This window comes from Nanoarchaeota archaeon, assembly GCA_018897155.1.
GTDB lineage: Archaea > EX4484-52 > EX4484-52 > EX4484-52 > LFW-46 > LFW-46.
In genome coordinates this window covers 20,571-32,036 of sequence record JAHILE010000020.1, presented here as the reverse complement: position 1 = coordinate 32,036, position 11,466 = coordinate 20,571, and the positions used below count along the sequence as shown (strand labels likewise).

At 40.1% G+C, this 11,466-nt stretch carries 12 protein-coding genes; 2 read left to right on the top strand and 10 right to left on the bottom strand.

Annotated elements, in window-relative coordinates; translation table 11 throughout:
- Positions 1-30: 30 nt before the first annotated feature.
- A complete protein-coding gene (locus KKB09_02170; GenBank protein ID MBU4300001.1) occupies positions 31-408 on the bottom strand; it encodes a hypothetical protein in 378 nt (125 codons plus the stop codon).
- 193 nt (positions 409-601) lie between these two features.
- Between KKB09_02170 and KKB09_02165 the strand changes: the two genes are divergently transcribed.
- Together KKB09_02165 and KKB09_02160 are read left to right on the top strand one after the other, a co-directional pair.
- Positions 602-847 carry a hypothetical protein gene (locus KKB09_02165; GenBank protein ID MBU4300000.1) on the top strand — a complete coding sequence of 82 codons (246 nt, stop codon included), beginning with the start codon at positions 602-604 and terminating at the stop codon, positions 845-847.
- Position 848: 1 nt separating this feature from the next.
- Positions 849-1,649 (top strand): hypothetical protein, encoded by an 801-nt coding sequence (locus KKB09_02160; GenBank protein ID MBU4299999.1) that lies wholly within the window; start codon positions 849-851, stop codon positions 1,647-1,649.
- A gap of 1 nt (position 1,650) precedes the next feature.
- Here the strand turns inward: KKB09_02160 and KKB09_02155 are convergent, their stop codons facing one another.
- From KKB09_02155 to KKB09_02115, 9 genes are all read right to left on the bottom strand, one after another.
- A complete protein-coding gene (locus KKB09_02155; protein MBU4299998.1) occupies positions 1,651-4,374 on the bottom strand; it encodes a DEAD/DEAH box helicase family protein in 2,724 nt (907 codons plus the stop codon).
- A 225-nt stretch (positions 4,375-4,599) separates the two neighbouring features.
- Positions 4,600-6,222, bottom strand: a complete 1,623-nt coding sequence (gene pyrG, locus KKB09_02150) for a CTP synthase (glutamine hydrolyzing) (protein ID MBU4299997.1) — start codon at positions 6,220-6,222, stop codon at positions 4,600-4,602.
- Positions 6,223-6,398: 176 nt separating this feature from the next.
- Positions 6,399-6,743: a hypothetical protein gene (locus KKB09_02145; GenBank protein ID MBU4299996.1), complete on the bottom strand. Its 345-nt coding sequence runs from the start codon at positions 6,741-6,743 to the stop codon at positions 6,399-6,401.
- Entirely contained in the window at positions 6,700-7,164 is a 465-nt protein-coding gene (locus KKB09_02140) for a hypothetical protein (GenBank protein MBU4299995.1), read from the bottom strand. The genes KKB09_02145 and KKB09_02140 overlap by 44 nt, the downstream gene beginning before the upstream one ends.
- A 62-nt stretch (positions 7,165-7,226) precedes the next feature.
- A complete protein-coding gene (locus tag KKB09_02135; GenBank protein ID MBU4299994.1) occupies positions 7,227-8,408 on the bottom strand; it encodes an ABC transporter permease in 1,182 nt (393 codons plus the stop codon).
- Positions 8,409-8,432: 24 nt separating this feature from the next.
- Positions 8,433-9,662: a hypothetical protein gene (locus KKB09_02130; protein ID MBU4299993.1), complete on the bottom strand. Its 1,230-nt coding sequence runs from the start codon at positions 9,660-9,662 to the stop codon at positions 8,433-8,435.
- Between the two features lie 88 nt (positions 9,663-9,750).
- Positions 9,751-10,404 carry an ABC transporter ATP-binding protein gene (locus tag KKB09_02125; GenBank protein MBU4299992.1) on the bottom strand — a complete coding sequence of 218 codons (654 nt, stop codon included), beginning with the start codon at positions 10,402-10,404 and terminating at the stop codon, positions 9,751-9,753.
- A 155-nt stretch (positions 10,405-10,559) separates the two neighbouring features.
- Complete coding sequence (locus KKB09_02120) at positions 10,560-10,874, bottom strand: ATP-binding cassette domain-containing protein (protein MBU4299991.1); 315 nt, start codon at positions 10,872-10,874, stop codon at positions 10,560-10,562.
- A complete protein-coding gene (locus tag KKB09_02115; protein ID MBU4299990.1) occupies positions 10,871-11,365 on the bottom strand; it encodes a PadR family transcriptional regulator in 495 nt (164 codons plus the stop codon). Before KKB09_02115 ends, KKB09_02120 begins: the two co-directional genes overlap by 4 nt.
- Positions 11,366-11,466 lie beyond the last annotated feature (101 nt).

Sequence of the window (11,466 nt, the reverse complement as noted above, 5' to 3'; positions counted from 1 at the left end):
CAACTTCCTTCCATCCGTCTGGCAGTTTTGTCATAGCTTTTTCCTCCTCAAAATACCGCTTGGCACAGGAACCGAATCGTTTTCCGTTTTGCCTATGAACGATGCGCGCTCATTTAAGCCTTTTTCTATAATCTCCAGAAGGTTTTCTAAAAACTTTGAAGAAACATAATTCAAAACCTCAATTGTCTGGCCGTTATCAAGTTCTACAGACCAGATAAACCTATCAGTTTCTTGGTTATATGCAATCTTATTTTTTCCAGAAACAGTATGCGGTATGGGAACATCCAACTCCTGTAATATAAGTTCTCGTATTAATGCAGCAGGAGATACGCCCTTTTTCTTGCAGAAATCCTTAAAGAGAAGCACCTCATCTATAGGCATCTTTGCAGAAATAGTCTTAAACTCCATAGTATCACTCAATATTTGAGCGCAAAGATTTATATACTTTTATGTAAACCATAGTCTACATAATTAAGTTATATGTAATAATATATACTTGTACAGATCATATATGTATTACAAAGACAATTAACGAAACTATTGGCAAAACATTAAAGAGTTATAAATAAACGCCCATAATAAGTTAGTTCGAGGTTATTTTATGAGTAATTCAACTGCTCCAGTTATTATATTCGACAATTCTGTAAAAGAAAGAATTATAAAAGCACTGGGATATGCAAAAAACAAAAAATCAGAATTAGTCGATTCTGAAGGAAAAACAATTACATCACAGAATTTTGAAAGCATTTCTGATTCTGAGTTCGCGGGTGTTTTGATAGGCTCAAAAATTCCATTAAAAAATAAAGAATCTGAATTAGTCGGGTATTTTATACGCAATGGGAATTAATATGGGGCTTCTTGACTTCTTGAAAGGGATTATCCCGGAGAAATTAATAAACATAAAAATAGACAACCGAAAAATCATCATAAATTCAAAGTCTGTCGTTATTGGAAATCAGACAATAACGGATCCGAAAATTGTTGACAAAATTCTTGTTAAACTTGAAGAATATAAGGATCAAGAAAGCTTGCCAGTTCAGGTTGTGCATAAGGATCTAGAAGACAGCTACTTTGAATATGAAGACTTATCCATTGAGCAAAATTCGAATATTAACAAACTTAAAGAACTTCTTCCACTTGAAGATATACGGTGCATCATAATGGCACGGCGTGTAAATCGGGCCTTTGATAAAAATAATTCTAACGCCAAAGCACTTCATAAGGAGCTTATCTTAAACTATCCTGAAAAGGGGTCGAGAATATTTAATTTGATTGGCGGCGGCTATTTTGATGAAATGCTAATTCCATTTATGGAAATTTATAAAACAGAATATGGAAACGAATATGCCCAAAAATACAGGGAATTCTTTAACAACACAATACATTTTTTCCCTTTAGCTGTTTTCGTAGGGAATAATAAAACAGAAGAAATGATCGAAGAAGAGCTAAAGTCCAGACTTCAATTAAAAGATATACCTTTTGTAAGAATGCATGCAATTGGTAAAACTAACATTGAAAAAATAGAGCATGTAATCGAAAAATTAAATATCGACAAAACATATTCGATAAAAGACAATAAATTTACGGCTCCGAGCGGATTAAAAGCCCAAATTCTAGAAATACGAATGAAAGACATTAAAACATCTTAAATCAACGCATCTTAATCTTATTGCACTCAAGAACAATCTTTTGCAGTTCAGATGTCTGGAATTTGTCTAAAGGCCGCTCATTTGATAACGGCGGGACTGTAAAATCCTTTAATTCAATGTGCTTTGTGCGGGCAAATACTTTTTTTAAGACATTCAAAAACTTTATCTGTTCTGATGTGTAATCTTGATTTTTATCGATAATGTGCTTGTCAAATTCCTGTTCTATCAGAACCTGAGGATCGTACTCCCGTTTTAGGCCAAGAATTTTTCTTAAGAAAAGCAGGAAATCTATCTTTTGGATCTTTTGCACATTTTCAATAGTCATTCCCGGCCTTAATGCTCTTAATTGGCTTTCCAGTTCAAGAAGCTCTGCCGGCGTTATACCGCTGCCATCAGTTATTTTTCTGGCAAGTAAGTTCGCTTCTAAGAATTTTTTGAGTTCTTCATCCTCTTTAACTCCGTAATGTGCAATTTCTTCTCTTATTAGCATGTCTGGAGCATCCACCTGAAGCATCCGTTTTGGATCCTTCTTTTCATAATACACCATTAAAGGGGCAAGCTCAGTAATAATAAACTCCACATCCTCAAATGTAATTTCGTCCCAGAATGTTTCCTGAAGAACCTTTAATATATCTTCTCGCTTCTCTTGAACGTGCTCTAGATTGTCTTTCTGCAGAATGTTTTCCATTTTTTCTTCAACATATTCTTTGATGCCTATTATTTCCTCTCGGTTCCCATCTAGGATGTACTTAAACAATTTTTCAACTGACAAAATAAATGAAGAAACCATAGGGTTTTTGCCCGGATTTAATGAAATCATTGGAGCAATGTCATTTTTCAATTCAGAAACATACTCTTTTAAGTCAAATTTTCTGGAAACAACTTTTCTGATTATTGGAAGCTTTTCTCTGACAATAAACGAATCTTTGTCTAGGGACTCAACTTCTTTTATGATTTTGTCCTCCAATAATAGCTTTTGCTTGGCGTCCATTTTTTTCTTCAATAATTCCACACGGTTCAAAAATATGCGAGTAAGAGCGTCTGTTCCTGTTTTTCTTTCTTTAGCTTCTTTAAGATTATGATATTTGACATTTGAATGCCCGCCGATTGTAAAATCCAGTATAAGAAAATCATTTTTCTCCCTGTTTGGAAGCCATTCTTTGTGTTTACATGATTCCCAGTTTCTTGTTCCCCTGCCAAGCATCTGCCAGAAACGTATCTTTGAAAAAACTGGTTTTACAAATACAAGGTTACATACTTCCGGAATATCAACGCCGGTGTCTAAAACACCGACAGATAACGCAATTCTTGGCTCAGAATCTAATTTAAACCGGGAAATTTCATCAGTATATCGATAAATTTCAGAAACAATTATCTGAACATCATTACTTAGTTTTGGGAAAAGCTTGTTGAATATACGTTTGATGTGCTTTGCATGATTTACATTCGCACAAAAAAAGATGGTTTTTGCCGGCTTTCCTTCATCAGACTTATAACACCGATTAACAAACTCCCTTATTACAACTTCGTTGGTTTTATCGTCCATGAACACCTTTGCAAAGGAGGAACCGGGAAGAAGCATATATCTCGGATCTTCCTCTTGTTTTCTCAACTGGTCTTTAAGCTGTTTCGTCAATTTCGCTCCTTCAATTCCTAAAGAAAGAACTTTAGTATCAATAATTTCTGCTCGAAAAGGAACTAAAACAGGAGGTGGTCTTAAAGCTTCATCATAGGAATATTCGACTGTTGGTTTATTGTCCGCACAATCAAATAATTCAAACGTGTTTCTGCTTTCAGCAGTTGATGGTGTTGCAGTAAGACCAATTCGTATAGCATCAAAATACTGATGAATTTCCCTATTCGGATCATAAATTGACCGGTGGGCCTCATCAAAGATAATCATATCAAAAAAACCCGGACTGAATTTTTTATAAAATTTGTTTTGTCTTCCACCCCTAAGTGTTTGAACTGTTGAAACATACATCCCAGGTGGAAAGCTTTTTGGATTATCCCTTAAATCAATTACTGCTTCACCACTAAAAAATTCCTTGAATCCGGCAGATTTTGCTTGATTAGTTAATGCAATCCGGTCTGCAATAAATAAAACATTTCTTACAACATTTGCTCTCAAAAGAACATCAATCATGGCCATGGCAACCCTGGTTTTTCCAGTCCCGGTCGCCATCGAAATAAGGGCAGATCTGTGCCCTTTTTGAATGTGTTCCATCATCTGTTTAACAATAAGAATACTTCTATCCCGAGTAACAATCTTTCCTATATTTATTTCCGTTGGATCTCTTCGTTTACGATATAATTCTGATCTCCTTTTCAAATCCTCTTGTGAAAACGGACCGCTAACATGTCGTTCTATACCATCTTGATCTATTAAGAGCCATTTATCTCCATTAGTCAAGAATATGGGGAGTTTCTCATTTGTCTGCGATTCAATATCTTTTGAGTAAGTTCTAGCCTGTGATCTTCCATTATCTTCGGATACGGAGAACTTTTTTGCTTCTATTATTGTAAGAGGAGCATTATCTTCAGCTAGCAGCAAATAATCAATAAATCGTCCAGAATTATCCTTCGGACCTTCAGATAAGACATATTCCTTATTCTTAAAAATTGATCTAACAGAATTAACTTCTTCTTTTACGTATTTTTTAATCCAACCAACGGATTTTAACTGGTTATCGATTATTTGCTCTCGGGTTTGTTCTTCATCCATATGTATTATACTATGACCTATTGTGTTTATTACTCTTATTTACATTATTCTAACAAGAAAAACTTTTGACCCCCCTACATATTCAAGTATTGGTATGGCGAATTATTGTGAGTGATGCAGTTCCTAAATCATGGAGACTGCGGTTTCCAAGCTATCTTAAAGCGTTTACTGTGATGCCGCTTTAAGAAATCCTTTCGTTTCGCTCAAGGCTTTTTAAGAGCCAAATCACGTTGAACTGGCTCTCAGAAACTCCAAAAACATCGGCGCAGGCTTTTCGAGACGCGACTTAAACTCCGGATGCGCCTGCGTTGCGACAAAGAATTTGTGATTCGGAAGCTCGATGAATTCCACAAGCTTTCCGTTTTCCGAAGTGCCTGAAAGAACCATGCCGTTCTTTTTGAAGCAATCGTGGTATTCGGGATTGACTTCATAGCGGTGCCTGTGCCTTTCCGACACTTTCAACGAACCATAAATTTTTTCCACGCGCGACCCCTTCAGGATATCCGCCTCATACGCGCCAAGCCGCGATGTTCCGCCCATTTTGTTGAGGTTCTGCCCGGGTAATATTTTTACCACCGGATGCTTTGTATCCTTGTCAATTTCCATTGAATTTGCCCTGTCAAGCCCGCAGACATTGCGCGCAAATTCGATAAGCGCCAGCTGCAATCCGTAGCAAAGCCCAAGGAATGGAATGTTATTTTCGCGTGCAAACTTAATCACTTGCATCTTGCCTTCAGTTCCGCGTGCGCCCCAACCTCCCGGGACTATGATTCCGTCAACGCCACTTAGAGCATCCGAAACGCTCTTTTTTCCCTTCTCGATTTCAGTGGTCTCAATCCATGCGATTTTCGGCAGGACTCCAAGTCTCGCACCGGCGTGCTTTAAAGCTTCAATTATGCTTGCGTAGGCGTCGTGCAAATCCGTGTATTTTCCGCAGACTGCGATAGTGGCCTCTTTTTTCGACGCCTTTATTTTTTCGACAATTGCGCGCCAGTTTTTCATATCCTGTTTCGCGCCAATATCGAATTTATCATTTATCAGATTAAGAAGACCCTCTTCCTCAAAAATGACGGGTATCTCATAAATCGTTGAAGAATCAGGGTCGCTTATGACTTCTTTTTTCTCGACATTGCAGAAAAGCGCGATTCTTTCCTTTGATTTATCCGTGAGCTTTTGCGCCGACCTTCCGACTATGATATCCGGCTGTATCCCGATTCCCTGCAGAATCTTTATACTCTGCTGTGTGGGCTTTGTCTTCTGCTCTCCGTTTGCTTCAGGAACCAGCGAAAGATGGACATACATGATGTTTTCGCGCCCGACATCCACGCGCATTTGCCTTACAGCCTCAAGGAACAGCATATTCTCGATATCTCCTACAGTGCCGCCGATTTCTATTATTACAACATCCGCATTTTCCTCAAGAGCGATTTTTTTGAACGTCTGCTTTATTTCATCAGTTACCTGCGGAATCATCTGCACGGTTTTGCCGAGAAAATCGCCTTTGCGCTCCCTATCAATTACTGACTTGAATATCTTGCCTGAAGTGAGATTCCATGAAAACTTTGCATTGATGTTCATAAATCGTTCGTAGTGGCCGAAGTCCATATCGACCTCGCCGCCGTCTTCAAGAACAAAAACTTCGCCGTGCTCATAAGGATTTATCGTGCCCGGATCGACATTCAGATACCCGTCGCATTTTATCGGAACTACTTTCGCAGCAGTATTCAAAAGCCTGCCGATGCTTGCAGAAACTATGCCTTTGCCAAGACCTGAAAGAACGCCGCCTGTTATTATTATCCACTTACAATTCGATTTTTTTGAACTCCATTCCGAAGAACTTGTGCGCATAATAAACTATGTAGGGAAAGATTAATATATGTTTGGAGCGAGTTATTAATAGCGACTCTTTATGGGATATTCATTTACGGATTATGCGCTTCTTGCAACATTCATATTGTTTGCGCTGCTTCTTGCCATAACCCTTTACAATAACAGCCAGCAATAGGATGGCTATTGCCTTCGCATTATGTGTTCCATCTGGTCCAGCGTTCCGGAAGCTCATAAAGATGGTATATTATCCTTGTTTTTCTGCCTTCTTTTCTTCGTGCATCTCCCATTTCTTTTACTTTTGGATCGGCAGGGTTTTCAACAGTGTCAAGAATTATTGCCAAGTTTGCTGCATTCAGAAGCCCCAGGTCAAATAAATCGTGCCCAATTGCAATAACATCTCTTGAAATATTCTGATACGGTTTTTCTTTCGTCATCCGGATAACTTTGTCACCGAGCATCATTATTTCTTTTTCAAGCCCTTGAATTATTCCATTATCAAACTTTAAGCGTATTGCAGTAAATTCCTTTGAAAAGGTCATCTACGCCATTTTTTTCAAGAATGATTTTAACACACGGTTGCATCGCGCCGCTGACAAGATACAGGTTCCACTCGCGGTCATTTAGTTTCTTTAGAACCTCTTTTCCATCTTTTGAAAACTCCGGCGCATATCCTTTTGAGAATTCATGAAGCAGCGATTCTGGAATGCCTTTTATTATTTTGTCGTAAGTGTCATATGCGTTTATTATAGATATTTCAGCATCAGGCATATTTCCGGCATTTGCATATTTGTTGAATTCGTTCAGGTAATGCTTCGTATACAGGCCGTTGTAAATAAGCTTGCTTATTTTGGCAACATCCAAATCCTTTACGGCATTTTCAAAAATCATGCCTGCAAATTCTTCCTTTGTGTTGCCGGGTACAAGAAACCTGTCAAAATCAAGAGCCACTATTTTTTCCATAAATACTCCTCGGGTGATTTCCCTTCAGAATTAGGACTTCCGGTATTTATATATCTGTTGATTTACTCATACCTCAGCGCATCCACTGGCTGAAGCGATGCGGCATGCCTTGCAGGCAAAAGCCCCGAAAGCGCGCCAACAACAAATGCAAACATAAGCGCGCCGCCGACAACTACGGGATCGATGATTATCAAAAGCAGACCGAACCCTTGAGCTTTTGCAACCACTCCGACAATTTGCGCAACAGCTGAGCCAAGAATGATTCCCACTAATCCGCCGATTAATCCGAGAATTCCCGATTCTGTAAGAAATATTGCTGCGATATCATAATTTGTAGCGCCTATCGCCTTCATTATTCCGATTTCTTTGGTCCGCTCAAGAACTGAAGTGTACATCGTATTCATTATGCCGATGCCTCCGACAACAAGGGAAATCGCAGCAATTCCGACAAGAATCAATTGCACCACGCCAAGAATCTGCCCCGCTTGCTTCAGTATCTGGTCCGGGGTGAATACGTCAAAATTCTCGTTTCCGCGCGAGCGCTTCAGCTCTTTTTTCAGGGTTTCGGCAACAGGCGCGATTTCTGTTCCCTGCTTGACGCGCAGCATTATGAAATTTACTTCATCGGGCTTGTTGAAAAGAATGCGCGCTGTATCAAGGGGCACGTAAATCGCGCGGTCATCATCAGGCCGCCCGAGCTGTTCGAAAACTCCAACTACAGTAAAATCAATTCCGTTAAGTTTTATGCGCGAACGTATCGGAATTTCCTTGTCAAACATATCTTTTGCGACATTGTAGCCAAGAATAATGCCATATTTTTCATTCGGGTTAAAATATCTGCCTTCCCCGATAGTAAAATCCATGCCGGAGAATCTGTCTTCCGCGCCTTTTGTCGGAAAGCCGTTAACCATTACAAACTTTTTTTCCCTCTTGTATTCAACCTCTGCCGTGCTGACGACCAGCGGCGTGACAAAATCAAAATATGGGAGATTTTCTATTGTTTTTACATCATCGTCTGTGAGCCCGCTTGCAAATCCGGTCTGCAGCCCTTTCGGCATTACCATGATTACCTGAGTCCCCATCTGTTCAAACTGCGCGTTAATCGCATTCTCGAGCCCCTGGCCTATCGATATCAGCGAGACTACGGATGCGACGCCGATTATGATTCCAAGAATCGTCAGCCAGCTTCGCATTTTCCTGTGCCTTATGTTTTTCAGCGTGAGGCGAAAATATTCGAGAAGCATATAATTTACCTCAGATAACCCCTATTAGATTTTTGCCTTCTTTTTGAAAAATTTCTTGTAAGCGTAATAAATTACAGCAAGCGCAATTATCACATAAATAGTTGTGCTGCTTCCGCTGGCCGGCGCAAGGCCGTATGATTTGATTTCGGACTGCGTATAGACGCGCAAATCAAGTGAAACATCTTTTGAATAAACATTGTTCAGGCCGTCCCTGTATTTCAGCGAGATTTCAAGAGGCAGGGTTTTTGATTCGCCAAGCACACCCGGCTTCACATATATTTTGAACGACCCCGTCTGGTAGTCGTCAGAGTTCAGGTTTCCAAGATATATGCTTTTTTCCCCGAATATCTCATATCCAACAGACGGAAGAAGATCCATTGACATGAATTTTATTGTGCCCGGCCCTGTGTTTGACACGCTTATTGTTACCGTTCCTGTCGAGCCCTCGGTCATTGCGTCGTATTTCTGCAGGCCTATTTGGAAATCCGGCCTTGAATTTACAACAAATCCGATAGTGTATTCTCTCGTGTATTTTTTATTTGTTGTATCAGAATAGCTTAATGTTAGGGGGGCTTTGTAGACGCCCGATGCCGCATCCGGCGAAGTTATTATTTCAAAAGAAACCTCTGCTTTTCCTTTTGCAGGCATGCTGACAATTCTTTTTTCGTTTATGGAGTCCAGTGTTGCAAAAGGAAGTGTTGCTGAAGAGAAGTCAAATACTGCTGAAATGTCCTTCAGATAAGTGTCTGCCATGTTTTCAAGAGATATTGTTACAGTTCTGGCATTTCCGGGAGCCATTTCTGCAGAAGAAATGCTGGAAACCGATAGCACCGCATCATGCACCTGTATTGAAATATCCGCGTCTTTTGTAACCCATTCACTAAGTGTGCTTGATTTGTATCTTACTTGAAGTATATTGTCTCCTGATGTTGCTTTTTCAGCGACCTTTATGCGGTACTTGACAAGCTCAGTACTTCCTGAAGGAACTGTGCCCAGTGATTTTACAGCATCACCTGTTTCAAGCGAGAATGGAAATGCAGGCAAGAGTTCTATAATCACACCATCTGATAATTCGGTGCCCGTATTTTCCAATTTAAACCAAATATCAAGATACTGCCCTGCTTCAGCAGGAAATGGCTCGTACTTTGCAACAGAAACATATATTGAAGATGTTCCGGAAGCTGCAAAAGAGATTTCCGAAACAAGCATTATTGATAAAACCAGCACCGACAAAACAAAACATTTGTTTTTCATAAAACCACCATATAGTAAAAATTATTATACGATCTATCAAATTATTTGAATTAATGCTTATAAAAGCTTAAAGCTGTTCGACAGTTATTTATAATTTCGCGACGTTTTTTCCGTCCTTGAGGTAAACCACTTTTTCATGATCCAATTTTAAAGTTATGTCGTGCGTTATAAGGACAATTGTTTTTTTCTCTGTTTCATGAAGCTCGCGCAGCATCGCCATGATTTGCGCGCCTGTTTTTGAATCAAGGTTTCCGGTAGGTTCATCAGCCAAGAGTATCTCTGGATCGTTTGCAAGCGCCCTTGCAATCGCAACCCTCTGCTGCTCTCCTCCGGACATCTGCGACGGCCGATGATTTAGGCGGTGGCCGAGATTTACCATTTCAAGCAGCATTTTTGCGCGCGCCTCTCTTTCATCTTCCGGCACGCCTTGAAAAACAAGCGGAAGCGCTACATTTTCTGTCGCGCTCAAGCTGTTGATAAGGTTGAATTTCTGGAAGACAAATCCGATTTTTTTGCCTCGCACTTTTGCAAGCTCGCTTTCAGACATTTTTGCGATATCCTCTCCGTCAAGCAGAATCTGGCCTTTGCTTGGCCGGTCAAGGCAGCCCACCATATTCATTGCAGTAGATTTTCCGGAGCCTGAAGGCCCCATAATTATCAGAAAGTCGCCTTTGTTCACCGTGACATTAAGGCCGCTAAGCGCAGTCACCTTTGTGCAGTCCTCCCCTTCCGCGCCGTCCATATCATATATTTTCCAGACGTCTTTGACCTCGATGAGTTTCAACCAATCACCTCGATACTTGGGTTGAAAGACTTGAAAATCTCAGAGATTTTCATGAGCTTTTTGGGCATGTGTTTAATTATGCGCGATTGCTAATAAATCTAATAAACGCTATTTTACAATTGACTAAAAAAGCTCGGGGTTTTTTGTTCCGGAATTATTCCGGCAAGTTCCCTTACCTTTATCGGCTCGCGAAGAACATCTGCGCCAAGCACTTTTACTGCTCCGGAATCCGGCTTTATCTGTCCTGTCAGAATTTTTATTGTCGTTGTTTTTCCCGCGCCGTTGGGCACAAGAAATCCGAAAAGCTCGCCTTTTTTGATTTTTAGGTTTGATGAATCTACTGCTGTGAAATTGCCGAACTTCTTGGTGAGATTTTTGCATTCAATTGCATACACTTCCTTATTTTCTTTAATCGTCCCCTTAATCATAAGTTTTTCCCTTCCAGATTCTTTAATTCCAGCAGGCATTTTTCAAGCGCCCTGGCAGCAACTTCTTTTTTCTTTTCTTCCGAGAGCCTGAGCGCAGCATCCTTTATTTCGAAAATTAGGCTTGAAACTTCCGCGCGCTCCTCGCCTAAAATATCTGCGAACAGATTTCTGAATTTGAGGAAATTTTCGCGCCATTCTTTTCTTTTCTTTCCGAGTTCTGACAGAGACGTTTTGCCCGCAGAAGTAACTCTGAAAATGTTTTTTGCGCGCTTTCCGGTTTTGCTTATTTCAATCAGCTTTTGTTTTTGCAGCTGCCCAAGTATTGGATATAGCGTTCCTTTGCTTGGAGCCCACTTGCCGCCGGTTTTTTCCCGGATTTCAGAAAGCAATTCATATCCTGATTTTGGCTTTTTGTCAAGAGATTGAAGAACATAAATTGTAAGAATGCTTCCGCATTTCTTTTTGCCGGATGTGTTCCAGAGGCCAATCATATATCGGTATTGCCTCGCCAAACTTATAAATGTTTCGGAACCGAACCGTTCGGAAAAGAACTAACCAGACATTTAAAGAACGGCACAAATTTTTAAAAATC

What these genes read in the sequence shown, in the direction of transcription:
- KKB09_02170 (MBU4300001.1), bottom strand. Translation starts at nt 408, where the DNA reads ATGGAGTTTAAGACTATTTCTGCAAAGATGCCTATAGATGAGGTGCTT.
- KKB09_02165 (MBU4300000.1), top strand. Translation starts at nt 602, where the DNA reads ATGAGTAATTCAACTGCTCCAGTTATTATATTCGACAATTCTGTAAAA.
- KKB09_02160 (MBU4299999.1), top strand. Translation starts at nt 849, where the DNA reads ATGGGGCTTCTTGACTTCTTGAAAGGGATTATCCCGGAGAAATTAATA.
- KKB09_02155 (MBU4299998.1), bottom strand. Translation starts at nt 4,374, where the DNA reads ATGGATGAAGAACAAACCCGAGAGCAAATAATCGATAACCAGTTAAAA.
- pyrG (MBU4299997.1), bottom strand. Translation starts at nt 6,222, where the DNA reads ATGCGCACAAGTTCTTCGGAATGGAGTTCAAAAAAATCGAATTGTAAG.
- KKB09_02145 (MBU4299996.1), bottom strand. Translation starts at nt 6,743, where the DNA reads ATGACCTTTTCAAAGGAATTTACTGCAATACGCTTAAAGTTTGATAAT.
- KKB09_02140 (MBU4299995.1), bottom strand. Translation starts at nt 7,164, where the DNA reads ATGGAAAAAATAGTGGCTCTTGATTTTGACAGGTTTCTTGTACCCGGC.
- KKB09_02135 (MBU4299994.1), bottom strand. Translation starts at nt 8,408, where the DNA reads ATGCTTCTCGAATATTTTCGCCTCACGCTGAAAAACATAAGGCACAGG.
- KKB09_02130 (MBU4299993.1), bottom strand. Translation starts at nt 9,662, where the DNA reads ATGAAAAACAAATGTTTTGTTTTGTCGGTGCTGGTTTTATCAATAATG.
- KKB09_02125 (MBU4299992.1), bottom strand. Translation starts at nt 10,404, where the DNA reads ATGGACGGCGCGGAAGGGGAGGACTGCACAAAGGTGACTGCGCTTAGC.
- KKB09_02120 (MBU4299991.1), bottom strand. Translation starts at nt 10,874, where the DNA reads ATGATTAAGGGGACGATTAAAGAAAATAAGGAAGTGTATGCAATTGAA.
- KKB09_02115 (MBU4299990.1), bottom strand. Translation starts at nt 11,365, where the DNA reads ATGATTGGCCTCTGGAACACATCCGGCAAAAAGAAATGCGGAAGCATT.